The 24,716-nt window shown below is 38.1% G+C and carries 25 protein-coding genes; 17 read left to right on the top strand and 8 right to left on the bottom strand.

The window, feature by feature from the left end; genetic code table 11:
• The first annotated feature begins 86 nt into the window (after window positions 1-86).
• From IE080_RS07340 to IE080_RS07325, 4 genes are read left to right on the top strand one after another with little or no spacing between them, the layout of a single operon-like run.
• On the top strand, window positions 87-2,633 hold the full coding sequence (locus tag IE080_RS07340) for a TonB-dependent receptor plug domain-containing protein (RefSeq protein ID WP_229800544.1): 2,547 nt from the start codon (window positions 87-89) through the stop codon (window positions 2,631-2,633).
• Window positions 2,634-2,683: 50 nt separating this feature from the next.
• Complete coding sequence (locus IE080_RS07335; RefSeq protein WP_189580040.1) at window positions 2,684-3,106, top strand: DsrE family protein; 423 nt, start codon at window positions 2,684-2,686, stop codon at window positions 3,104-3,106.
• Window positions 3,107-3,154: 48 nt separating this feature from the next.
• Window positions 3,155-3,982 carry a ZIP family metal transporter gene (locus IE080_RS07330; RefSeq protein ID WP_189580037.1) on the top strand — a complete coding sequence of 276 codons (828 nt, stop codon included), beginning with the start codon at window positions 3,155-3,157 and terminating at the stop codon, window positions 3,980-3,982.
• Between the two features lie 10 nt (window positions 3,983-3,992).
• Window positions 3,993-5,768, top strand: a complete 1,776-nt coding sequence (locus IE080_RS07325) for an SLC13 family permease (RefSeq protein ID WP_189580034.1) — start codon at window positions 3,993-3,995, stop codon at window positions 5,766-5,768.
• Here the strand turns inward: IE080_RS07325 and IE080_RS07320 are convergent.
• Window positions 5,765-6,520 (bottom strand): LOG family protein, encoded by a 756-nt coding sequence (locus IE080_RS07320; protein ID WP_189580031.1) that lies wholly within the window; start codon window positions 6,518-6,520, stop codon window positions 5,765-5,767. The genes IE080_RS07325 and IE080_RS07320 overlap by 4 nt on opposite strands.
• Window positions 6,521-6,644: 124 nt before the next feature.
• Between IE080_RS07320 and IE080_RS07315 the strand changes: the two genes are divergently transcribed.
• On the top strand, window positions 6,645-7,544 hold the full coding sequence (locus IE080_RS07315) for a sugar phosphate isomerase/epimerase family protein (protein WP_189580028.1): 900 nt from the start codon (window positions 6,645-6,647) through the stop codon (window positions 7,542-7,544).
• 58 nt (window positions 7,545-7,602) lie between these two features.
• On the opposite strand, the gene IE080_RS07310 is transcribed toward IE080_RS07315, so the two are convergent.
• Together IE080_RS07310 and IE080_RS07305 are read right to left on the bottom strand one after the other, a co-directional pair.
• Complete coding sequence (locus IE080_RS07310; RefSeq protein ID WP_189580026.1) at window positions 7,603-8,580, bottom strand: pyruvate dehydrogenase complex E1 component subunit beta; 978 nt, start codon at window positions 8,578-8,580, stop codon at window positions 7,603-7,605.
• Window positions 8,581-8,690: 110 nt separating this feature from the next.
• Entirely contained in the window at window positions 8,691-9,116 is a 426-nt protein-coding gene (locus tag IE080_RS07305; RefSeq protein WP_189580023.1) for a rhodanese-like domain-containing protein, read from the bottom strand.
• A gap of 56 nt (window positions 9,117-9,172) precedes the next feature.
• On the opposite strand from IE080_RS07305, the gene IE080_RS07300 reads away from it, so the two are divergent.
• The gene (locus tag IE080_RS07300; RefSeq protein WP_189580020.1) at window positions 9,173-9,676 is read left to right on the top strand and encodes a metallophosphoesterase family protein; all 504 of its coding nucleotides are present in this window, start codon (window positions 9,173-9,175) and stop codon (window positions 9,674-9,676) included.
• Between the two features lie 81 nt (window positions 9,677-9,757).
• Here the strand turns inward: IE080_RS07300 and IE080_RS07295 are convergent, their stop codons facing one another.
• Window positions 9,758-9,901: a hypothetical protein gene (locus IE080_RS07295; protein ID WP_189580017.1), complete on the bottom strand. Its 144-nt coding sequence runs from the start codon at window positions 9,899-9,901 to the stop codon at window positions 9,758-9,760.
• Between the two features lie 90 nt (window positions 9,902-9,991).
• Between IE080_RS07295 and hisS the strand changes: the two genes are divergently transcribed.
• Window positions 9,992-11,362: a histidine--tRNA ligase gene (gene hisS / locus IE080_RS07290; protein WP_189580014.1), complete on the top strand. Its 1,371-nt coding sequence runs from the start codon at window positions 9,992-9,994 to the stop codon at window positions 11,360-11,362.
• 69 nt (window positions 11,363-11,431) lie between these two features.
• On the opposite strand, the gene IE080_RS07285 is transcribed toward hisS, so the two are convergent.
• Window positions 11,432-11,713 carry a hypothetical protein gene (locus tag IE080_RS07285; protein ID WP_189580011.1) on the bottom strand — a complete coding sequence of 94 codons (282 nt, stop codon included), beginning with the start codon at window positions 11,711-11,713 and terminating at the stop codon, window positions 11,432-11,434.
• A 327-nt stretch (window positions 11,714-12,040) separates the two neighbouring features.
• Here IE080_RS07285 and IE080_RS07280 point away from each other — a divergent pair, with 327 nt between their 5' ends.
• Entirely contained in the window at window positions 12,041-12,373 is a 333-nt protein-coding gene (locus tag IE080_RS07280) for a YbaB/EbfC family nucleoid-associated protein (protein WP_189580008.1), read from the top strand.
• Window positions 12,373-13,377: a glycosyltransferase family 2 protein gene (locus IE080_RS07275; protein WP_189580006.1), complete on the top strand. Its 1,005-nt coding sequence runs from the start codon at window positions 12,373-12,375 to the stop codon at window positions 13,375-13,377. Before IE080_RS07280 ends, IE080_RS07275 begins: the two co-directional genes overlap by 1 nt.
• Here IE080_RS07275 and IE080_RS07270 read toward each other — a convergent pair.
• Window positions 13,366-13,584 (bottom strand): PspC domain-containing protein, encoded by a 219-nt coding sequence (locus tag IE080_RS07270; protein WP_189580003.1) that lies wholly within the window; start codon window positions 13,582-13,584, stop codon window positions 13,366-13,368. The two genes, IE080_RS07275 and IE080_RS07270, sit on opposite strands and share 12 nt — an antisense overlap.
• A gap of 51 nt (window positions 13,585-13,635) precedes the next feature.
• Here IE080_RS07270 and IE080_RS07265 point away from each other — a divergent pair, with 51 nt between their 5' ends.
• Window positions 13,636-15,453: a tetratricopeptide repeat protein gene (locus IE080_RS07265; protein WP_229800543.1), complete on the top strand. Its 1,818-nt coding sequence runs from the start codon at window positions 13,636-13,638 to the stop codon at window positions 15,451-15,453.
• Window positions 15,454-15,526: 73 nt separating this feature from the next.
• Window positions 15,527-16,069: an ATP-dependent protease subunit HslV gene (gene hslV / locus IE080_RS07260; protein WP_189580000.1), complete on the top strand. Its 543-nt coding sequence runs from the start codon at window positions 15,527-15,529 to the stop codon at window positions 16,067-16,069.
• 95 nt (window positions 16,070-16,164) lie between these two features.
• Here the strand turns inward: hslV and IE080_RS07255 are convergent, their stop codons facing one another.
• Complete coding sequence (locus tag IE080_RS07255) at window positions 16,165-17,073, bottom strand: hypothetical protein (RefSeq protein ID WP_189579998.1); 909 nt, start codon at window positions 17,071-17,073, stop codon at window positions 16,165-16,167.
• A 198-nt stretch (window positions 17,074-17,271) separates the two neighbouring features.
• Here IE080_RS07255 and IE080_RS07250 point away from each other — a divergent pair, with 198 nt between their 5' ends.
• Window positions 17,272-18,450, top strand: a complete 1,179-nt coding sequence (locus tag IE080_RS07250; protein WP_189579996.1) for a DUF4221 family protein — start codon at window positions 17,272-17,274, stop codon at window positions 18,448-18,450.
• Window positions 18,451-18,985: 535 nt separating this feature from the next.
• Here IE080_RS07250 and typA read toward each other — a convergent pair.
• Window positions 18,986-20,791: a translational GTPase TypA gene (gene typA, locus IE080_RS07245; protein ID WP_189579993.1), complete on the bottom strand. Its 1,806-nt coding sequence runs from the start codon at window positions 20,789-20,791 to the stop codon at window positions 18,986-18,988.
• Window positions 20,792-21,041: 250 nt separating this feature from the next.
• Between typA and IE080_RS07240 the strand changes: the two genes are divergently transcribed.
• The 5 genes from IE080_RS07240 to IE080_RS07220 all read left to right on the top strand — a co-directional run bounded on the left by IE080_RS07240 (window position 21,042) and on the right by IE080_RS07220 (window position 24,642).
• Window positions 21,042-21,593, top strand: a complete 552-nt coding sequence (locus IE080_RS07240) for a Crp/Fnr family transcriptional regulator (RefSeq protein ID WP_189579990.1) — start codon at window positions 21,042-21,044, stop codon at window positions 21,591-21,593.
• 121 nt (window positions 21,594-21,714) lie between these two features.
• A complete protein-coding gene (locus IE080_RS07235; RefSeq protein WP_189579987.1) occupies window positions 21,715-21,918 on the top strand; it encodes a hypothetical protein in 204 nt (67 codons plus the stop codon).
• Window positions 21,919-22,031: 113 nt separating this feature from the next.
• A complete protein-coding gene (locus IE080_RS07230) occupies window positions 22,032-23,162 on the top strand; it encodes a DUF4934 domain-containing protein (protein ID WP_189579985.1) in 1,131 nt (376 codons plus the stop codon).
• Window positions 23,159-23,713 carry a hypothetical protein gene (locus IE080_RS07225; RefSeq protein WP_189579983.1) on the top strand — a complete coding sequence of 185 codons (555 nt, stop codon included), beginning with the start codon at window positions 23,159-23,161 and terminating at the stop codon, window positions 23,711-23,713. Before IE080_RS07230 ends, IE080_RS07225 begins: the two co-directional genes overlap by 4 nt.
• Window positions 23,710-24,642, top strand: a complete 933-nt coding sequence (locus IE080_RS07220; protein WP_189579980.1) for a carboxypeptidase-like regulatory domain-containing protein — start codon at window positions 23,710-23,712, stop codon at window positions 24,640-24,642. Before IE080_RS07225 ends, IE080_RS07220 begins: the two co-directional genes overlap by 4 nt.
• Window positions 24,643-24,716 lie beyond the last annotated feature (74 nt).

Genomic DNA, 24,716 nt, shown 5'->3' with positions numbered 1-24,716 from the left:
ACCTTCAATCAATGAGGCAAGAGCCAAGAAACAAGAATCAAGATGAAATATGCTTGCGCGATATAAGTTGAAATAAAACCAATAGCTTGGTATCTTTACCTAAAAATATCTTGCTAGAAAAAAATCTCACACGTATAGTTACTTTCTATGGAGTCAAAAGTATTTTTAACCGTTTAGGCAATCTCTTACATTTACAGAAGATTACACCTGTGATGAAGCTACTTGGATTCTTTGTATTTTTCTTTATTTCCTTGCTACCTGTCTGGGCTCAGGTGGTATGGGTGCAAGATGCTCAAACCAAGGAAGGGCTGGAGTTTGTGATGATTTCCTTAGGTTCTAGCCAAAACTTTGTTCAAACTGATTCAGAGGGGAAAGCGGATATCAGTTTTTTGAGTGCTAAAAACGGGAATGTTCAGTTCAGACTATTTGGTTATCAAGCTCAGCAGCTTACTTGGGAGGAGCTTTTAGAAGCTGATTTTACCGTGGTTATGCAAGTCAGTGAGTTGACCTTGCAGCGAGCGGTAGTTTCTGCTACCCGATGGACACAATCTAGGCAGCAAGTACCCAATAAAATCAGTCAAATTTCTAAAGAGGAACAGTTATTTTTAAATCCTCAAACTGCTGCGGACTTATTGAACATTTCGGGAGATGTATTTATCCAGAAAAGCCAACAGGGTGGGGGCAGCCCCATGATTAGGGGATTTTCGACCAATCGTCTTTTGTATGCGGTGGATGGTGTTCGTATGAATACGGCTATTTTCCGAAGTGGAAATCTGCATAATGTCATTTCTTTAGATCCTTTTGCTATTGAAAATACAGAGGTGTTTTTTGGCCCAGGCTCTATTATTTATGGTTCAGATGCCATCGGCGCAGTGATGAGTTTTGAGACTTTGAAGCCTGTTTTTCAAGAAGGTAAAGAGTTTAAGTTTGATGGGAATGTGAGTTTACGTGGAATTACTGCCAATAAGGAGCAAACGGGTCATGTGCATTTGCGTTATGGAAATCATCGCTGGGCTGGGGTTAGCAGCTTTTCCAGATATAATTTTGGGGATTCACGCATGGGAAGCCGAGGGCCTGAAGAATTTCTAAGACCTACACTTGTTGAAAGAGTTCAAGGGCAGGATATGCTTGTAGAAAATCCTAATCCTTTGATACAAATTCCCTCAGGATATGAACAAAGCAATTTTATGCAGAAACTGGCCTTGAGAACGGATAATGGATGGAATTTTCAATATGCATTTCATTTTTCTGAGACCAGTAATTTTCCAAGATATGACCGGTTGATTCGCCTGCGCCCGAATGGTTTACCGCAAAGTGCTGAATGGATGTACGGTCCCCAAATATGGGCTATGCACCATTTCAGTGTGCAGCATTCAAGCAAGACCTCATCCTTTTATGATCAATTATCAATCAATTTGGCTTATCAGCGATTTGAGGAAAGTAGAATAGATCGGAACTTTGGAAGTTTCATCCGTAGAGAGCGGGAGGAGCGGGTAGACGCATATTCTTTGAATGTTGATTTGACCAAAAGTGTCTCAAAAGATATACAACTGTTCTACGGTTTGGAAGGTGTGATCAATGATGTACGTTCGGAAGGAATGGATATCAATATAATCAACGAGCAGAGCGGCATTGGTCCGGCTAGGTACCCACATGCAACCTGGAGTTCCGCAGCGGCTTATCTTACATCTCAATTTCAACTGAATAAAAACTCCTTAATTCAAGGAGGTCTACGCTACAATCTTTTTGCCTTGGATGCAGATTTCACCAATAATCTTGCCTTTTACCCCCTTCCTTTTGAGCAAACATCTTTACAAAATTCTGCACTCATAGGAAGCTTGGGATATGTGTTTTCCTCAGCAGAAGGTTGGGTAATGCATGCCAATGTATCCAAAGGTTTTAGAGCTCCCAATGTGGATGATATTGGGAAATTTTTCGATTCCGAACCAGGTGCTGTAATGGTGCCTAATCCTACCTTGCAGGCTGAGGATGCCTACAATGCGGAGTTAAATGTCGGGAAAGTGATAAAAGACCGGTTTTTAGTTGATGCAACAGCCTACTACACCTATTTAAACAATGCGTTGGTTCGAAGACCGGGTCAGTTGAATGGTCAGGATAGTATCTTCTATGATGGTACGCTCAGTCAGGTGTTAAGTTTGCAAAATGCTGCATTTGTTCAAATTCAAGGGGTCCAAATAGGCGTAGAATACAAAGTGTCCAAATTTTTCACTATTCAATCAAAACTGAATTTTCAGCGTGGGATTGAAGAAATGGAAGATGGTGTACAGAGTCCAAGTCGCCATGCACCACCAACCTTTGGCCTTACCCGTTTGGATTATCAGCGAAAAAATCTTCGCTTGCAGTTATTTGCGGAGTATGCAGGTTCTTTTACATTTGAGCAATTGCCTTTGGAAGAGCGGGCCAAACCTGAGTTATATGCTGTAGATGCTTTTGGTAGCCCCTTTAGTCCTGCCTGGGCCACTCTTAATTTCAAGGCTCAATATAGATTCCCTCAATGGGTTACGATAAATGCTGGTTTGGAGAATTTGACCGATGTGAGGTATAGAACCTATAGCTCGGGCATTGCTGCTCCCGGGAGGAATTTTGTGTTAAGTGTCAATATTGATTTCTAAGGTGATTCTGCGCACGCTATATTTGTGAATAATTTTTTATTTTTAAGGTTATGAAAAAGATCCTGCCACTTGCCCTATTCTTATTTTCTCTATCCATCCTCTCACATGCTCAAGTAGTATCAGAGGCACCTCATAGAATCATCTATCAATTAACAGATGGAGATGTAGATGTACATGAGAAATTTTTGAGACAATTAGAAAATATTTTCAGAGCTGCTCCCAATGCTCAGATAGAAGTGGTGACACATGGAATGGGTATAGATTTGATGCGAAATACAAATAATCTGTACACAGAAAGGATTGCAGCTTTGGTAGAGAAGGGTGTCGAATTTATGATTTGTGAGAACACGTTAGCTCAGCGAAAATTGGAGAAAGGGCAATTTTTGGAGCTGGCTGGGTTTGTGCCAGCAGGTGTTTTGGAGATAGTCATGAAACAAGAAAAAGGTTGGATTTACATAAAGGCAGGTATTTAGTACTTTTATTTAAAAATGTGTAGCTTTCGTTGATTTTTGAAGGAAGCTATGTTCGAATTCTTAGAAGAAACTGCAATACAACTTGGACCTGTAAAGGCTGCCTTGGTGGCAACTATCTTTACATGGTTGATGACAGCTGTGGGTGCCTCCATCGTTTTCTTTTTTAAGACCATTAACCGTGCGGTATTCGATACCATGCTAGGTTTTACAGGAGGTGTTATGATTGCTGCAAGCTTTTGGTCCCTTCTGAATCCCAGCTTGGAGTATGCTAAGGAGATTTTTCCCACCATGCATTGGTTGCCGGTTGCTGCTGGGTTTCTTTTAGGGGGCTTATTTATTTTTGCTTTGGATAAACTGCTTCCTCATTTACATATCAATTTTGGTCAGGCCGAACAGGAAGGTATTCCAACATCTTGGCATAAATCTACACTTTTGTTGCTGGCGATTACCTTGCACAATATCCCTGAAGGTTTGGCCATTGGTATCTTATTTGGATCCGCTGCACTGGGACTAGAAGGTGCATCCATTACTGCTGCTGTAGCTTTAGCATTAGGTATTGCCATTCAAAATATTCCCGAAGGTATGGCTGTATCCATGCCTCTGAGGAGAGCTGGTATGAGCAGGAAAAAGAGTTTTTGGTATGGTCAGCTCTCTGCTATTGTTGAGCCTATGGCTGGAGTAGTAGGCGCAATTGCTGTAATTTTTATGCAGAATATTCTCCCATTTGCACTTTCATTTGCTGCAGGTGCCATGATTTTTGTGGTGATAGAAGAAGTGATTCCCGAAACCCAACGGGATAAATATACTGATTTGGCTGTGCTAGGTTTTATGATTGGTTTTGTGGTGATGATGGTGTTGGATGTAGCTTGGGCGTAAATAATTAGAGATGGAAATGTATATTGTTTTTGCGATACTATTTTTGGCCTTAGTGCTTTTTGCTTGGGGTAAAATACGCTATGATTTAGTGGCTATTATTTGTTTATTGTTATTGGTTTTTTCATCTATTCTGTCTGCTGAGGAAGCATTTTTAGGATTTTCTCATCCAGCAGTTATCACCGTCGGAATGATTTTAGTAGTCAGTCATGGGCTTGTTCGTTCAGGTTTAATCGAGCAGTTAGCAAAAGTTCTTTTGGAGCAAAAGCTAAGTTTTTCAAAGGAATTGATTTTGTTATGTGTATTTGTATGTGTTGCGTCTGCTTTTATGAATAATGTTGGAGCTTTGGCAATGACTATGCCTTTGGCTGTTTTTTTGGCACAAAAGCGAGAGATGTCACCATCTTCCTATTTGATGCCCATCGCATTTGCTTCCCTCTTAGGTGGAATGATAACTCTTATTGGTACTCCTCCCAATATCATCATTTCTACTATTCGGGCAGAGCAATTAGGCGAGCCATTTAAGATGTTTGATTTTGCCCCTGTAGGAATTGGTGTAGCCTTGATTGGATTAGTATTTATAGTCACTTTAGGTTGGAAACTTGTTCCACAAAGGATTTCAAAAGAAGATAATTCGAATAAGTTTAATGTAAATGACTATATCACCGAGGTAATTATTACAAAAGAGTCTACCTTAAAAGATCAGCCACATCATCAAATCTATAAACTTGTTGAGGGGAATGTTCAGATTTTGAATATTATAAGGGATAAGCAGTTTACGTATGCTCCAGGCAGGTATTTTGTTTTTAAGGAAGGTGATATTATCAGTATTCAGGGAGATTCTGATGATTTAAAGGCATTTATCAAAGATACAAAGACCACCTTGGTAGGGGAACAGGTTGAAAAAGATACCACTGGTCAATCATCTATGGATAGTGTTCAGCTAGTAGAGGCTGTAGTGATGCAAAATAGTCCTATTTTGAACAGATCTGCGGCGGATATGATGATGAGTTTCAGGTATGGGGTGAATTTATTGGCGATATCCAGGCAAAACCAAAAAATCAGAAAGAGAATTGATCATGTGAAATTTCAGATTGGTGATGTGGTGTTGCTGCAAGGTGATAACGATAAAATTGATGAAGCTCTTGAAAGCATGGGTTGCCTTCCTCTGGCAGATAGGGGAATTTCTTTTGGAGAACCAAAAAACATCTTTTTGTCTTTAGGAATATTTATAATGAGTTTGGGGTTGATCGTGGGCGGTGTATTAGACGTTCAAGTTGGATTTACATTGGCGGCCCTTTTGATGATATTGTCGAAAATAATCCCTTTGAGAGAAATTTATACAGCTGTTGACTGGCCTGTTTTAATTCTTTTGAGTGCTTTATTGCCGTTGGGTTTTGCTTTGGAAAAAACAGGAGGAGCACAGTTTTTAGCAGAGAAAATACTGATGCTACAAGAAAGTTTTCCTGTTTGGGGTATTCTAACAGTTATTTTGTTAGTAACCATGTTTTTGTCAGACGTGATTAATAATGCAGCCACTGTTGTTTTAATGGCGCCGATTGCTCTGAATGTAGCTGAGGGCTTGCAGGTAAGTTCAGATCCATTTTTAATGGCCGTGGCTATCGGAGGTAGTTGTGCGTTTCTCACACCAATTGGACATCAAAGTAATGCATTGGTTATGGGGCCTGGAGGCTATAAGTTTACAGATTACTTGAGGTTAGGTGCTCCGTTAGAGCTATTGATCATCCTAATATCCATTCCTTTGATTCTCCTATTCTGGCCAATTTAGCCGTTTTCTCCAAATAGTGGTTGTGGTTCAATATCTTCCCGTTTTTTGAGGCCGAATCCCTCTACTGCATATGTACGAATATGAGCTTCCATTTCTTCAATGGAATCTGTCATTAGAAATAGCTCCAAGTCTGTTTTGTTGATGGTTCCGTAATCTGCCAAGTGAACGATGTAGTCATACAAATGCTGATGAAACTCTGAACACATCAATACCACCGGAAATCTTCGCATGACCTTTGTCTGCATCAAGGTGAGTGCTTCAAAAAACTCATCCAAGGTTCCAAATCCGCCTGGCATCACAACAAAAGCATAGCTATACTTAGAAAGCAGTACTTTTCTCACAAAGAAATACTTGAAATTCATAAACTTATCCAAGTAAGGATTGGGATGTTGCTCAAAGGGCAAAATGATGTTGCAGCCAACTGATTTTCCTCCCACATTTTTGGCACCCCTATTGGCTGCTTCCATGATGCCTGGCCCACCTCCGGTCATCACTGTGAAGCCCATTTTACTCACCTGTTCTCCAACTCGGACAGCCAATTGGTAAAATGGATCATTTTCTTCAAATCGGGCCGATCCAAAAACTGTCACACAAGGACCAACAAAGTGAAGCATTCGAAATCCACGGATAAATTCTAACATGACTTTGATGATCATTTTGAGTTCTTTCCAGCGGGTTTGAGGACCTGCAAAAAACGCTTCTTCTTCAGGGTTTACGAGGGGCGAAAAACTCTTGGGGTTGTCTTTTAACATGAAGTTTTGGGTTTAGCTTGGAGAAAGATAAGAAACCTTTCATACTTTGAAAATGCAGAGATTTACAAAAATCCATTTTTTTTGGAAACATTTTGGATAACTTACATTACCAAATAATCAGACTATGAAAAAAATCAATTCGTTTATTTTAGTACTCGCAATGATCAGTACACAAGTAATGATGGCCTGTGGGGCCGAAAAGGCTGAGGAGGAGGAAACTATGGAAAAAAGCACTTCAAAAAGAGGAGGTATTGCCCTATATACGTTGAGAGAGGCTATGGGTCAGGACCCCAAGGCTACCTTGCAAAGAGTAGCAGATATAGGCTATGCTTATATTGAGGCAGCGGGATATGCCGATGGGAAATTTTATGGAATGGAGCCTGCAGAATTTAAGGACTATGTGGAATCTATAGGACTTACTGCTAAAAGCGCCCATATGGGAGGTGTTAACTTGGAAAATGCCGATGAACTGATTGCTGCTACAAAAGCCGCTGGTTTTACCTACTTTGTCATTCCGGTACCACCAATGGGGATGTTTACTTACGGTCCTGAGGGATTGGGGATGAAAGGTTCTCCCGAAGAGCTTGTTCAGATTTTGAACAAAATCGGAGAAAAATGTACAGCAGCAGGTTTGAAGCTGCTCTATCATAACCATGACTTCGAATTTGTACCTAGAGAAGATGGGCTGATTTTAACAGATTACATTTTGGATAATACCGATCCTGCTCATGTCAATTTTGAGATTGACTTGTATTGGACAGTGAAAGCTGGGGCAGACCCTATTGCCTATTTTGAAAAATACCCTGGAAGATTTCTTGCTTGGCACTTAAAAGATATGGATGATCAAGAGCGTTTTGCACCGGTTGGGCAAGGTTCTATAGATTTTGCGGAAATCTTAACCCATCAAAGCAAGGCAGGAATGGTTCATTATTTTGTCGAGCAAGACCAAACTTTTGATGGAATGACTCCTTTTGAATCTGTTCAAATCTCCCACCAAAAAATTGTAGAGTTAGGATTTAATTGAAATTGTAAGTAAAAAAAGAGGCTGTTTTTCTGACAGCCTCTTTTTTGTTAAAATATTTTTATTTGTACATCACCTGCTTTACCGCTTCCAAAGTACGCTTCACATTTGGAATGGTTGCGTCAATGTAGGTAGGTGCATAACTTAACGGAACATCCATAGAATTGACACGAACCACAGGAGCGTCTAAGTAATCGAAAGCATTTCTTTGTAAGTGGTAAGCGATTTCAGAAGAAATTGCAGCCAATGGATTAGCTTCTTCTACGACTACGCATCTGTTGGTTTTCTTAACAGAATTTACCACTGCTGCATAATCAATTGGTCGGACTGTTCTCAAGTCAATAACTTCTGCTTCTACACCATCCTTAGCCAATTCCTCTGCTGCTTCCAAGGCTACTTTCATCATTTTACCAAAGGATACGATCGTTACATCTGAACCTTTTCTTTTGACATCAGCAACTCCGATTGGTAATAAATATTCTCCTTCAGGTACTTCACCCTTATCGGAATACATGAGCTCAGATTCCATGAAGATGACAGGGTCGTTATCTCTGATGGAAGCTTTTAATAATCCTTTTGCATCGTACGGATTAGAAGGTACTACTACTTTCAGACCAGGGGTGTTTGCAAACCAATTTTCGAAGTTGGAAGAGTGGGTAGCACCCAATTGCCCGGCGTTACCAGTTGGGCCTCGGAATACGATTGGCACACTGTAAGCACCACCAGACATTGCCAACATTTTGGCAGCCGAGTTGATCACTTGGTCAATAGCTACCAAGGAAAAGTTGAAAGTCATAAACTCGATGATAGGTCTCAATCCGTTCATCGCAGCGCCTACACCTAGGCCTGCAAATCCAAGTTCGGCAATCGGCGTGTCATAGACTCTGTCCGGTCCAAACTCGTCCAACATACCTTGGGATACCTTGTAGGCACCGTTATATTCAGCTACTTCTTCGCCCATGAGAAACACGTTCTTATCGCGTCTCATTTCTTCTGACATAGCTTCTCTTAATGCTTCTCTAAATTGGATAACTCTCATTTCAAAATCTATATTTTGGCCCGTAAAAATAGAAAGTAATCCCTCAATTCCAAAACTTCACGAAGGCATAAATGCCATTAATGAAAGAAATAGAAAGCTTCTAACAGGGTTTATTCTTCTTTTTTAACGATTTCTTTCCCTGAACTCACCCAATTATTGAGTCCGCCTTCTAACATGTAGACCTTTTTGAAGCCCATTTCCTTCATTTTTTCTGTGGCAGGGATCGTACGTTTGGCAGATCTGCAATAAACGTAGTAAGTTTTCTTTTTATCCAAACTTTCCAAGCCTTTCTCAAAATCATCTCCTAAAAAGTCAATAAATTCAGCATCTTGAATATGCCCCTCTGCTACTTCATTGGGTGTGCGAATATCGAGTATAACAGCTTTTTTCTTTTTCTTAGCAGCAGCCTCAAAAGCATCTGGAGCTAGTGCTTTTGCCCCCTCCTGAGCATAGGATTGAAAGCTGTACATGAAGAGTGCGATTAAGACTATGGTGAATTTAAGAAGTAAATTCGTGAAGGCTGTTTGCTTTTTCATTTGTCAGGACTAGTTTTGGTTTATACATCAAAAATAAACATTTTAAAATAAACAGATTGGTACGGGTAGCATTGATTTCGGATTCGCATGGTTTTATGGATGAGCAGATTGTCAAACACTGTGCAGATGTAGATGAAATTTGGCATGCGGGAGACATAGGTGATATCCGTATATTAAGTTTACTTCCTTCAGCTGCTGCCCATAGAATCATCACTGGTAACATTGATGATCAAGCTGCAAGATTGGAATATCCGGAGTTTACTTCTTTTGAGATCGAAGGATTGAAAATTGGTATGTTGCACATAGCAGGCAATCCCCCACGCTATGCCAAGGGAGTCAAAAAACTAATCCAAGAAGAAGGATTAAAGGTCTTGGTTTGTGGGCATTCCCATATTTGCAAGGTTGTATTTGATCAGGACCTGCAGTGCTTGTACATGAACCCCGGAGCTATTGGACACCAAGGGTTTCACCAAGTGAGAACGCTATTGAAATTCGAAATAGCAAACGCTAAAGTTCAAAACCTAAGAGTGGTCGAACTTGGTAGGAGAGGGAGGATGTAAAAAATAAAGGGTTCAATCGTCAGATTCAACCCTTTTATTTTGACTTCCTTTGGGAAGTGCTTGAATTTTTGTTGGACAAGATTAGGCCTCGAAGCTTTTTTTCAACTCTTCGATGTCTACATTTTTGATTACCGGCTTAGCGCTCAATTGCTTAATTTTGATAACTCTTGTATTTTGACCTTGTCTTTTTCTTCTCAATTTTCTTTTTAACGTAGTAACAGCCATCGTCTTATCTGTTTATGTGATTCCAAATGAAGCGCAAAATTAAAATAAAATTTTGATTTTACTTACCTTTGGGCAAAATTAAAAATAATTATGTCGATTCAGAAACCAAGTCTTCCGAAAGGAACCCGTGATTTTGGCCCTCTTCAAATGGCTCGCAGGAATTTTATCCTAGATACTATTAAGGATACCTTTAAGTTATTTGGGTTTCAGCAATTGGAAACACCCTCTATGGAGAATTTGAGCACACTTACTGGGAAATACGGAGATGAGGGTGATCAACTGTTGTTTAAAATTTTGAATTCGGGTAATTACTTAAAGGATGTGGAGGCTACTGATTTGGAAAAAGGAACAGCACATGTCCTTCCAAAAGTCTCAGAAAAGGGCTTGCGTTACGATTTGACGGTACCTTTTGCCCGATACGTTGTTATGAATAGAAATGAAATCACCTTTCCTTTCAAACGTTTTCAAATACAGCCCGTCTGGAGAGCAGACCGTCCTCAAAAAGGTAGGTATCGAGAGTTTTATCAGTGTGATGCGGATGTGGTAGGGACGGATAGTCTACTTTGTGAAGTAGAAATATTATTGATGATTAAGCGTGTTTTTGCGCAGCTTGGTATCTCGGATTACAGCGTTAAAGTGAATAACCGCAAGATTTTAACGGGCTTGTCCGAAGTTATCGGTGAACAAGGTAGAGAAGGAGAGTTATGTGTGGCAATCGATAAATTAGATAAAATTGGTTGGGAAAAAGTACAAGAAGAGTTAGCTCAGCGTAATTTTTCAGCAGATGCAGTAAAAAAACTGGAGCCCATTATCGGAGTAAATGGCTCGAATGAAGAAAAGTTAGCTTTCTTGAAAAGCTTCTTATCAACTTCTGAAGTAGGCTTGCAAGGAGTACAGGAATTGGAAGAGGTAACCCGATTATTAACGATTTATGGAGAATCCCAAGAGCATTTGGACGTAGATGTGGTGCTTGCGAGAGGTTTATCCTATTACACAGGGGCTATTTTTGAAGTGAAAGTAAACAATGTATCGATTGGTTCTGTCAGTGGAGGTGGGCGTTACGATAATTTGACAGGTGTTTTTGGATTGGATGGTGTATCGGGTGTAGGTTTTTCTTTTGGGGTGGACCGAATCTATGACGTGATGGATGAATTAGGGTTATTTCCGCAGGAGAACTTGGACCAAACAAAGGTGTTGATCTGTCACTTTGATCAGGCTGGATTTGAATATGGGCTAAAAGTATTACAGCTTTTGCGAGAAGCGGGTATTCGTTCAGAATTATTCCCGGATGTGACCAAATTCAAAAAGCAATTGACCTATGCTGATAAAAAAAATGTGCCATATGTTTTGGTTTTAGGGGATGATGAACTTGTCAATCAGACCGCAACCATCAAACATATGGCATCAGGAAAACAGGAAACTGTAGCATTGGGAGCTCTTATCGAGCAAATTTTAGAATAACACAAGAAACCATTTTTATAAAAAAGCCTTGTACATGTCAGCGTTATGCTAGCATTACAAGGCTTTTTATCATTCAATCTCTACAATACTTTTAATAGGGATGCAAATATCTGCTTTCAGACAAACGAAATCAGAACCGACAGCCCAAATCGTCGTATGCACGCGATAGGTTCTTTGTTCTGCGTCTTGGAAAGTGATGTCAACTTTGTTTTTGAGTAGATTACCAAGCGCTAAGGCCCTGTTTAAATCAAATTCTCTTTTTTTAATTGCCTCGGCACTATCCAATACCTCATTCTTGGAGAATCTTAACTGTGTGATAAGTTCTTTTTCGATATTTTCGATGGTTTTCATAGGTTTCAGTGTTATTAGATTGTACAATATACTATATTTTTACTTCAATATTTCGAGAATAGTTACATTTGATGTATTTAATTTTTTTATGGTCAGTATAAGTGGTAGCAAAAACGGGTGAACGGTAAGGTGCGTGTATGGATTTAGCAGCCTAAGGAATCGTGATCAATACATCTTATTTTCAGTGTTCTAGCATAATTAACGAAGAATATCGCTTCCTAGTGTCCGGTTTTTCAATTCTTAGATAGCTGAAATCAAGAATTGCAGGAAGGAGATTTAGAAGAAAATCGATTAAAAAATTACCTTTGTAAGAAAAACACACAAGCTATGTTTGATTTGATGAGCATGATGGGCAAGGTGAAAGAAGCCCAGGCAAAAATAAAAGAAACTCAAGCCAAGTTGGTGCATTTACGTGCTATAGGAGAGTCCGGTGCAGGAATGGTCAAGGTGGAGGTGAATGGCCACAGACAAGTGATGAAAATCGAAATGGATGATGCCCTTATCAATCCAAATGACAAAGAAATGCTCAGCGATTTGATAGTGGCTGCGACTAACAAGGCTATGGAAGAAATCGAGGGCAAGATCAAAAACGAAATGAAGGCTGCTACTGAAGGTATGATTCCCAATATTCCAGGAATGGATTTTGGAAATATGTTTTGATGCAACACGCAGCTATTGTCATATTGAATTACAACGGAAGGGAGGTCTTGGAAAAGTATCTTCCTTCTGTTGTTAAGTATTCTTCTTTTCCAATCATTATCGCTGACAATGCGAGTAAAGATGACTCAGTTAGGTTTCTTCAAGAACATTACCCTTCCATACAACTCATTTTACTGGAAAAAAACCATGGATTTGCCCAAGGATATAATCTTGTTTTGGAGGAATTGAGAGGTGAATACGAGTACTTTATATTATTGAATTCTGATGTGGAAGTTACGCCTAATTGGGATCAGGTACTGATTTCTTGGTTGGAGAACAATCCTACGGCAGTAAGTGTACAGCCCAAAATTCTTTCTGCAATAACGCCTACCAAATTTGATTATGCAGGAGCGGGAGGGGGGTTTTTAGATAGTCTTGGGTATCCTTTCTGTAGGGGGAGAATATTAGAATTAATAGAAGAGGATGCCAGTCAATACAATGATGTGATTCCTGTTGATTGGACTTCGGGGGCTTGCATGGCTGTCAGAGCAAAAGACTTTTTTGGTTTCAATGGTTTCGATGGTGCATTCTTTGCCCATATGGAAGAGATTGATCTTTGTTGGCGTTGGAGAAATGCTGGAAAACAACCTTTTTACAACGGGGCTGTTCAAGTCTACCATTTTGGAGGAGGAACACTTTCCCGGAGTAATAGCACAAAAGTTTATCTGAATTTCCGAAATAGTCTGCTCATGAACCGAAAAAATCTCCAGGGATTGGAGTTTTGGTGGGTATGGACACACCGGATAGTTTTAGACCTATTGGCAGTAGCTGTGTTTCTACTCAAAGGACAATTTGGCTTTGCCAAAGCGGTTTTAAAAGCCCATAGAGATTACCGGATACTCAATATGAAGCCGTTGATTTCTGGGGGTAGCAAATTAGTATGGAAGAAAAATAGGCCTTATTCTATACTTTGGCATTATTATGGTCTACGAATCCGAAAATTCCATTCGGGATTAATCAAATAACACCGGATTATTCATTTTGCGAAGGTATTTCCGCATTTTCATGAGCATCGCCATGCTGACATAGACAATAATCGGAGAGCCCAAGGTAATGAATGAGCTATAAATAAAAAACAAACGGATACTGTCAATAGGAAAGTTAAGTTTCTCACCTAACTTGCTACAAACGCCGAAAGCGCTTTCTTCGAAAAAGAGTTTAATTTTGTTCATAATAGTTGGTGGTGTTGGTTATATCTGCAAATTAAATAAAATACATTTCATATGCGCAATTTATTTGTGAATCAAATGGTTAAAAGTTATAAAATTCTGTTAGTTACTTTTTTTTCTGCTCTTTATTTGTCGTCTTGTAGTCCGCGCATTCAATCTATTGATGGATTATTAGATGGGGTAAAAGTATCTCCTGAAGTGTTGACTTTACATAGGGATTCCCTACGTTTCACTATTTCAGGTGCCATTCCCATTAAATTCCTCAATAAAGACGCCAGAATTCTTCTTTACCCAGAATATGTTTATGGGGACAATGCCCTTAGGTTAGGAGAAATCATTCCCTTTGATGGAGTTTTCAATCAGACATTCACGGAGGCCCAGTTTTCCAATAATTACCTGATTCCATTTCTTCCAGGCATGGAAAAAGGTGAACTGCAGGTAAAGCCTGTATATCAATTAAAAAACAAACTGTTTACTGGTACGCCAAAAGTAATCGGGGTTGGGGTGAATACCGCTCCTTTGCTAACGCGTATGGGGCAAGTAAGAAGCGATCAGCCTATTCCTGAAATTGGGGTTTATTTGACGACGGACTTCTCTGGGATCAACTCTACTGAAAACAGGTCGTATGAAGTGGAATTTTTGTTAGGACGAGATCGCTTATCAACTAATCAATTACCAACAGCTCTTCAAAACCTCTTACAAAGAGGAGAGCGTGGAAAAACTTTAAAATCCATCCGGATTATAGGGTTGCATTCACCGGAGGTGGAAGATACCCGGGACCATAATTTGGCAGAGAAAAGAGCGCAATCTCTTCGCCTACGAGTTGAAAATCTTGGAAGAAATTATCCTATAGAAACCAATTTTAGAAAGAATGACTGGTTTGACTTCAGATTATTATTATCAGAATATCAGGGGATAGATGATAAATTGAAAGAGCGTTATTTTGATGTATTGACGTCCTCGGATTCCTATGAAAGTAAGTTGAATAGCTTGAAGCGTTTGCCTCAATATGCCAAGGTCTCCAGAGATCTTTTTCCCAAACTACGTGCTGCCAAAGTCAGTATTACCTTAGCTAATAATGAATTTTCCAATCCTGAGATAGCTGCGAGTGTCTTCAAACTTCTGACAGAAGGAAGTGCTATGGAAGGTTTTTCTCAAGAGCATTTGATCTACGCTGGGGAAAAAGCAGTAAGATTGAATGAAAAAGAGCTGATTTACAAGAAACTGATTGAATTATATCCCTCAGTGCTGGCTTACAATAACTTAGGTGTAGTTTATATCAATCAGGCCCAAAGAGAGATCAATCAACAAAAGCGTAGGGAACTGGTAAACGCTGCCATTCGGGTATTTAGGCAGGCGAATGGTATTCAAAATACACCTCAAGTGTTTCATAATCTTGGTCGTGCCTATATTTTAAACCAAAACTTCTTTGAAGCCTATATCGCAATTTCTCAGGCTTCGGGGATGAGTGGAAGCGTAGATCGGGAATTTATTCGCATGAATGAAGCACTAAGAGGAGCTTTGGATATAGTCAATGGAGATTATCGCTTGGCATTGATCCGTTTTGAGCAAGCACCTGAAAATGAAGAAAACCTGTTTAATAAAGGTTTGGCCTATTTCTTAGTCAGTGATTATGCCAATGCTGTCTTAGCTTTTGAGGAAAGTACCCAGATGAACCGTTCTTCGGGCTATGGTTTCTATGGTCTTGCCATGGTGGCTGCAGTTAATGGAGACAGGGAGTCAGTTTATACCTATATCAGTAGAGCTGTGCAGACCAATGAGTTTCTAAAAAGTTTAGCACCAACTGATATGGTTTTTTATAGATTTTTTGAAGATAATTTGTTTTTGAAAGCCATTCGTGGTGAAAGTTAGTTTAATAAAGTAATTAGTTATTTCATATCTTATTAGTAAAAAAATAGTAATCAAAGAATCAACTATAAATACAATGGAAAAAATTAAATCAACAACCGTCGTTGCGATCAAGCATAATGGAGAAGTGGTCATCGGAGCGGATGGTCAGGCTACGATGGGCAATACAGTGGCAAAAAGTTCTGTCAATAAAATACGAAAATTACAGGGTGGTAAAATCGTAACCGGATTTGCAGGTTCGACTGCTGATGCATTTACCTTGTTGGAAAAGTTTGAGGAAAAGCTGGGGGCATATGGTAACAATATGAAGCGTGCAGCTGTGGAGTTGGCAAAAGAGTGGAGAATGGACCGTATGCTAAGCCGATTGGAAGCGATGATGATTGTGGCAGATTCTGAAGATATTTTGATTATCTCTGGAACAGGGGATGTAATTGAACCGGATATGGAAATCGCTACAATTGGTTCGGGAAGTATGTATGCGCAATCAGCTGCTCGAGCTTTGAAAAAATTTGCGACACAACTCAGTGCTGAGGAGATGGTACGTGAAAGTCTGGGAATTGCCGCGGATGTTTGTATTTATACCAATCATAATTTGGTGGTTGAAAAAGTGGTTAAGTAATTCAGTGTCGATTAAAGAGAATTAGCCTCTCAAGAGATTTCTTGGGAGGCTTTTTATTTGTTAAAATGGTGCAAAGTGAAAATAAATGTCTAATTTCATTTTTTACTTCTTAGTTCTTTGGTTGCTTTCATTTGAACCACTCTTGGTTCTTTTTCGCTTAGTAGGAAGTAATTGTAAATAGTGTTTCTGTGCTGCTCCATTAAGGTGATGTGTTCCTCATAAGCGAATAATACTTTCAAATCCCCTGTTTTGGTTCGTAAATTTTGGCTTTTAACATACAAGAATCCATCCTTTTCATAAACATCATCCAACCTGAACAGATTCACGTTGAATTTTTGGTCGTATAGTTCATGAAGCTTTGATTTTTTGTCAAAGTCATTTCTATTGAATTGATCAGTTTGAAATAGCACATATTCGTAGTTCTCCAAAAAGACCCGAACTTCATCTAAATTATAATTACTGGAATTTGTGGTATAGGCGGTGCCTGAAATACTTGTCATTGTAGCATTTCCAGGTACGTTTTCATTTCCGTATTGATTTCCTCGCTGAAAGGTGTTTCCTACGAGCACTACATTAGCCCCAAGCATTGCTGCCTCCATTTTAACCTTTCTGACAGCCCGATTATTGACATTATTGATGCTTGCTAAAGTAGTAACTCCTTTGGCTTTAGAAAATACTTGTCCCAAGGGTTTTAACCCATCCACATCCTGCGGCTGATAGGAGAGAAATACATTTTCATAATCATTTACCGAACTTACAGGTTTGAATGGCGATTCAAAAACTTCCTCTCTTCCAGATGCAAAAATTATTCTTTCAACTCTATGTTTACTTATGGTGTAAGAAGCGTTTTCATCAGGATATTTGTATTTGACATGGTTAGTTCCAACTTCCTCTACGATTACATTTTTGACTTCTCCATTTAGGATAATTTTATCTGATTGGGCTTGAGTGATAAAAGTAAATGACGCTAAGCATACAAATGTTAATAGTGTAACTTTCTTCATAGTAATTCATTTAATCCACTAATAACACGAATAACGTAAGAGTTGGTTGTATTTTTCATCCACTTTGAGGATTTTTTCTGGTGGATTCATCAGATAAATTTGATTTAGCTGGTGAGAAATTCTTCAAAGGGGCGATTTTTAAATTTGTAATTGAAAAAATATTTAGTTAGTTTTATTTCTTTCAGACAACTTAAAATTATGAATAAACATTTGTTGCTACCTATTTTCTTATGCGTTTGCATCTGGGCCTGTACAAAGAAAGAGACTTCTTTGGAAAAAGTGTCCTTTAACAATAGTTTTACTCATTTGGGACAATTGAAACTAGCAATTGACTCCGTTTCCAATTTTGACTTTACTGAGTTTCAGGTAATCCAAGAAGAAGGGGAGGAGTTACTTTTAGTGTTGAATAGGGTGAATTTCTCTTTAGATTATTATGATCTGGAATCAGGAGAAATGATTAAAAGGACAGTAATTGAGAGAAATGAAAAGTTCCCTATACGTCCATTATATGGTTTCTTTTACCATAATGCTGATTCGGTTTTTTTGTTTAACCAAATGCTATTGAATGGTACTACCTTAGTAAATAGTCAAGGGGAAGTAATCACTCAGTTTAGTCCGCAAAAAATGGATAGGAGTAATCCCCAGGAAATGATGAAAAGTTTGGTCAACCATTATTCAAGAGCTAATAATATGACCATCTATGAAGCTGGAAATTTATATTTTTCAGACATGACGCTGAATGGGTTTTTGAATTCCGATGAAGAAATGAAATCATTTCGTCCAGCCGTCCAAGTGGATTTGCTAACTAATGAAGTTGTGAGAATTGATAAGATTACAGTTCCTGAATTTTATTATGGTAAAGTGTGGCCCATGGCTTTGGGGAACTATTCAAGAATCAGAAATGGGGATTTATGGGTTTATTCTTGGTCTGCGTTGGATTCTTTGTTGATTTTTGATAAAGATTGGAATCAGGTAAAATCAGTGCATGCTAAAAGTGAATTTGCCAAGCCGCTTAAGTATTCTGCTACTTCGGGTGCACCTAAAGACGTCGAAATCAGAGAAAAAGTATCTCAGACAACTTATAGTTCTTTGATCTATGATGCTTACAGGGATGTTTACTACCGATTTGTAACTATTGGTCGAGAAGTTGATGATTCGGATCTGGAGGAACAGTTTCCTCAAGTCAAAAATGATTTCAGCATCATAGTATTGGATAAAGACTTTAATTTCCTCACTGAAAAGAGGTTTCCTGGCAAGATTCATAAACCTTACAATTCATTTGTAGGTAAAGAAGGGCTCTACCTTTCCCGAACGAATTCTTTTTATGAAGGCCTTAGCGAGGATGAGGTTGTCTTGGATATTTATAAGTTTGAGTAATTGAGAGGTTCTTTTCCTTGTACCTTGAAATACCTTTGAGGTTCTTTGAAATCTCAAAGGTTAAGGAGTTTGCTAACCTTTGAGGTCTTTTTGAGCTTGTATTCTAAGATTTATAGTTTGCTTATGAATTTAATATCCAATCTTACCTAAAATCTTAACGGCTTAAAAAGATATCAGCGCTACGCGCCTCTGTTTTCCTCTTGATATGAATTTCTACGAAGATTCCAGGGCTACGCCCCTAGCTACCAGAATGCTTACCACTTTAATTTCTGAAATTGTACACTTTGGTGGCAAAATCTTTAGGATTCCTTGAAATCCTATAGATCAAAAAAAAGACCCCAAATGTCTTCCAACTTCTGGGGTCTGTTTGATATTTACGTGAAATTTATTTTAAGAGAAATCTAAACTTTTACCTGTATCTAACTATTTCGCCGAAGGCTTATTTCAATTATTTCGCGAAGCATATTTCAATCGCTATACGATAATTATCTATCGACTAATTGTCTAAGCTCTCGCTTCTAATTTCTCGCCTCTATCAAGAATCTTTCTTCGCCATTCTCGCTCTCTCATTCTCATCCAAGTAGATTTTTCTCATTCGGATGGATTTAGGAGTGATTTCCAAGTATTCATCTTTTTGGATGTATTCCATGGCTTCTTCCAAAGAGAATCTTTTTGGAGGAGCGATTCTGGTGTTGTCATCAGAACCGGAAGCACGCATGTTGGTCAATTTCTTGCCCTTTTGAACATTTACCACCAAGTCATTGTCACGGGAATGTTCACCGATTACCTGACCTGTATACAAATCATCTCCTGGCTCGATAAAGAATACACCTCTATCCTGTAATTTGTCAATCGCATAAGCGGTACATTGTCCACCTTCCATGGAAATCAAGGAACCATTAATTCTACCTGGGATATTTCCTTTGAAAGGTTCGTAGGCGGAGAATCTGTGGTTCATGATTGCTTCCCCTTGAGTAGCAGTCAATACGTTGTTTCTCAAACCGATCAAACCTCTGGATGGGATCTTAAACTCTAAGTGTTGTAAATCGCCTTTTGGCTCCATGATGAGTAATTCACCTTTTCTTTGAGTAGCCAATTCGATTACCTTACCGGCAGTTTCTTCAGGTACATCTACTACCAAAGTTTCGATTGGCTCGCACTGTACACCGTCGATTTCTTTAAAAATTACCTGAGGCTGGCCTACTTGCAGTTCATAGCCTTCTCTTCTCATGGTCTCAATTAAAACCGACAAGTGAAGAATACCTCTACCGTAAACAATGAACTTATCTTCAGAATCAGTTGATTCCACACGTAAGGCCAAGTTTTTCTCCATTTCTTTCATCAAACGGTCTCTGATGTGACGGGAAGTCACAAACTTACCTTCTTTACCGAAGAAAGGAGAGTTGTTGATGGTGAAGAGCATATTCATGGTAGGCTCATCAATGGCAATCCTTGGCAATGGCTCCGGATTCTCTAAAGCGGCAATGGTGTCACCGATTTCGAAATCCTCAATTCCTGTTACTGCACAAATATCTCCTGCATGTACTTCTGAAACTTTGTTTTTACCTAAACCTTCAAAAACATGCAACTCTTTTACGCGAACTTTTTTGAAAACCCCATCTGCCTTGCACAAGGTTAATTGAGCATTTTCTGTGATGGTTCCTCTTTTTACTCTTCCAATGGCGATACGTCCCACGAATGAGGAGTAGTCCAAGGAAGTGATTTGCATTTGCAATGAACCTTCGTCAATTTTTGGTGCTGGGATATGTTCAATGATAGCATCCAATAGTGGAAGGATAGAATCAGTTGGGTTTTGCCAATCTGGTCCCATCCAGTTTTGCTTAGCAGAACCATATAAAGTTTGAAATTCCAACTGCTCTTCAGTCGCATCCAAGTTGAACATCAGGTCAAATACAGCCTCATGAACTTCATCTGGGCGACAGTTTGGCTTATCCACTTTGTTGACTACTACGATAGGAGTCAAGCCAAGATTCAAGGCTTTACCCAAAACGAAACGGGTTTGAGGCATAGGACCTTCGAAAGCATCCACCAACAGGATAACTCCATCGGCCATTTTCAATACACGCTCTACTTCACCACCGAAATCGGCGTGACCAGGTGTGTCGATGATATTGATTTTATGGTCTTTATATCGAACGGATACGTTTTTGGAAAGAATGGTAATTCCTCTTTCTCTTTCCAAGTCGTTGTTATCCAGGATTAAATCGTCAAATTGTTGGTTTTCACGGAAGATTTTAGAAGCGTGGATAATTTTGTCCACCAGGGTGGTCTTACCGTGGTCAACGTGTGCGATAATCGCGATATTCCGAATATTCTGCATTGTAAAATTGAATTAAGGTGCAAAGGTAAGAAGAAAATTTGGTTTCAAATCGTTAATGTGAGAAACTTGCTAAGAATTAATGAGTTAGTCATGTAAGAGTTTCTGGGATAAGCAATGATAAATTTTATCTGTAAAGAGGTGTCCTCTTTAGTAATAGATAAATGTTTGGCTGTATTAAGATTTGGTAAGACTATGAATTTTTGGTTTCAACTAATTTTCATATATTAGTTTTGTTTTTAAATTGATTTTTATGAAAAGTTTTGATTTTGTTTTAAAAAGGTTCTCAAATGATCATGTGGACCGATGGATGGATGTAATCGAAGTAAAAAAAGGACAGTTGTTGGTTTCACAAGGACAGAAATTAACACATTTGTTTTTCGTGGAATCTGGGATTTTGAGGGAGTATCATCAAGAAGGGGAGGGTGAGTTTACCAATTCGTTTATTTTTGAAGGTAATTATTATTTGACGGGATTTTATTTTGGAGCTCACCTCAGGTCTTCATTTACAGTTGAAGCATTGGAAGACAGTAAAATAATAAGCTTTTCAATGGTTTTTTTCCAAGAGTGGGACTTGGAGCCCCGGCTTTTGCTGGAGGTTTTCAAAGAAATCTCCATGTTAAAATACCAATATAACCTCCAATGGAAATTGATCAATGGGAAGAAGTTGTTTCTTGAAAAATGGGAAAGCTTTAAACAGGGTTATCCAGCATTATGGATAAGAATTCCCCAAAAACATCTGGCTACCTTCTTCAACGTCACTCCCCAATATATTTCGAAATTAAAAGCTGAAAGAAAACTATGATTTATTCAACTAGTTGAAGTTCTTTTTTAATCTAGTTTAACTAAATTTTGTTGTGGGGGGGGGTAAATTTGTATTGTTCCCAGGTTAGAAAATCAATTTTCACAACAAAATTTATTCAATTATGAAAAACAAACTTATTTTATCTCTTTTAACATTCTTTCTACTTAATGTAGGGGTGTTTACGATTGGAAATGTTATGGCAGGTGGTTGCACTGAACCTTTCCACAAACCAGAATCAAAAAATAAATTATTTAGTTTATCGGGTTGTAAAGATAAGCCTGGCCATGATTGTATCATCATTAGATGTCCAATTATAGTAAAGTAAATATTTTGTTTAGGTTTTGTAGGATATCCCTGACGAGATATCCTACTTTGTTTTAAACCTAAATTGAAAGTAATTTTAAATTTTAGGGTATTGGTGGACAAAAAATTAAGATCATGAAAATTAGAAACTTGATTTTACTTTCTATAATGGTCATATTTTTAAACTCTTGCTGGAAAGTAACTCAGCAAATTGAGTTTGAAAAAGTTGAGCTCACAGAGGAAAATTCTAAAATGAACTTTAAGGATTTCTTTCGGGAAATTGATTTTTTTGAGCTAAAGTTTAGCGATGAAGAATTTTGGATAGGAAATATCGATTCTTACAAAATTGTTAGGGATTACATTTATTTAATGGATGAGTTTCAGGGTAAGAAGATTGTAAAATTTGATCTTCAAGGAAATTTTATTGCCGAGATTAATTCTGTTAATGATGCCCCTGAAGGGTTTAATAGTCCCTACATTTTTAGCGTTGATGATGCTAGGAATGAAATGTTGATTTTGGATCGATCCTTATTAAAATTAGTTTATTATGATTCTAATTTCAATTTTATAGGATCAGAAAAGCTTGATAAATATTACAGCAATATTGCCCATTTGAAAAAGGGTAAAGGATTATTGTTGTTTCCCGATGATCTAATCAAAGAACCAGATGGTTATGTGTTAGCCTTCAAGAAAATAGAAGGTAAACTAGAACCTATATTATACACAAAATTTCCTATCATTCCATTCTCAATGGAACCTAGGTTTTTCAACAGTCATTCCCGTATTTTTCACCTCTCCTTGGAAGACAAACTTGTACGTTATGATGACAGTAATGATGAATTCATGCCTTTATTCCAGGTATTATTCGACGGGGAAGGGATTCCTTCCAAGATGCTCAAAACAACTGACATTTATGAAGTAAATGCATATATCCAAGAGTCTGAAAAAAAGTGCTGTACTTTCAATGGAATGGAGTATGGTGAACATTATTTTTTCCTTTACCACCGTGGAATAGAAAATCATGGCCTAGCAAGAGTCAATAAATCAGATTTCAGAGACAATGTTTCAATTTCATGGAATGAATTATTTAGTGAAGTAAATGTACCTGTGCCTTATGGCTCAGGGGATGGTTTTTATTACGGTGTGGGGTATTTGTCCAAAGTTGATTATGAATTGATATCTAAGGTTTTGGGACAAAATGCAGCTGATGTTGAATTTCCAGATTTTAAAGAAAAGTTGTTTTTATTTAAATTCTATTTGAAATGAATATTTACAAATTGATTATTCGCAATTTGATTTTGCTTTGCTTAATTACTGTGGCGGCATGTTCAAGGTCCTCAATTCAGGAAGAAAGAATGATATATGAAGAAGTCATGAGCAGCTTGATTGAATCATGGAGATTAGGAGCAAAATTCAATTTGAATAAGATTCAGGTGCATGACTTCGTTAGTTATAGAAATCTAAATTACTTTATTGAAGGTGATGCTTTGATTTTTTTACTCCCAGGAGATACATGTCATTCTTGTTTGGATAGAGAACTTAACAAATTCTTAGAATGGGATATTTCTGTAGATAAATACATTTTAGGATTAAATACTAACAATAATTATTTATTAGACCTTAAGCGGCGGTATCCAGAAATAAAAGGATTTTTCGTTATTCAAAATAAAGATGATTTTAAGAATTTGGTTTTACTTCCCCATATTGTGTTTTATCATCATAGCGAAGGAACCTATTTGAACTACGGAGCTGTTAAATCTGGTATAAACCATTTTAATTATTTCAAAAGTGTTGTCGAAAACCTTGAGAAACCATGAAAGTTATTTGTTTTTTATTTGTGTTTTTGTTGGGAATTAGAACTAGTGAAGCTCAACATGTTATTTCCGGTCAAATATTAGACAGTCAAACCGGAAAGGGGATTTCTTTTGCTACAATTAGGGCAATTGATTATCTAAATCTTGGTGCCATTTCTGATAATGATGGAAATTTTAAAATACAATTGACTGAATATATTGATTCTCTATATGTTCATGTAAGCGCATCTGCTTATCATTATCAAAATATTTACCTCCAAAGTACAAAAGATGCACAATTGATAAAATTGGAGGAGCGGATTTTTGAATTAGGTGAAGTAGAAGTAGTGCCACTTAAAGAAGGGGAAATCAATTGGAATGAGCATTCGGATGGATTGAAACTGTATGGCTCTATTGATAAAAATGAAGGTTTTCTACCAATGATGATGAAACTGAATAGTAGTGGAGAATTTCATGGTAATGCGTTCAGGTTGAAAAAAATGATTAAGCTTAACGATATCAGCTTTCATTTTTTCAAGGGTACAGACTTTCCTGATAAACTATACATGAGGGTATTCAGTACAGATGATAAGCCAGAGTTTTCTAAGAACATGTCCTTAAATGGATTAAATGAACTGACTTCAAAAACTATTGTATTAGATAACCTAAAAGATGGGTTGAATATTATTGATGTCTCAGGCGAAAACATGTTAGCTGTTCCTGGGTACCTAATCATAGCTTTTACAGCTGATATCAATGATATTCCTCAAAAAAAGCTGGCTTTGTATCAGGAAAAGTCAGGGGGGAAAGATATTCTTAGGTTTTCCTTGTCACCTAGCCATTTTACCATATTTCCACCTTTTTTACCTAAATATCTAATTGGATTCCGCTATGCAGAGGTTGAGGAAAAAAAAGCAAGGTTTAGGTGGTTAAGGAGTATTTTCCGAGCATAATGACAAAAGCCTTCCTTCAGAATGCAGGCATGACAGATATTAAGTGTAGTGTTGTTCATCCTTACGGGACTTTG

The organism is Mongoliitalea lutea (assembly GCF_014652135.1).
Lineage (GTDB): Bacteria > Bacteroidota > Bacteroidia > Cytophagales > Cyclobacteriaceae > Mongoliitalea > Mongoliitalea lutea.
The sequence above is the reverse complement of the archived record's forward strand: the minus strand, read 5'-3'. Positions and strand labels throughout refer to the sequence as shown.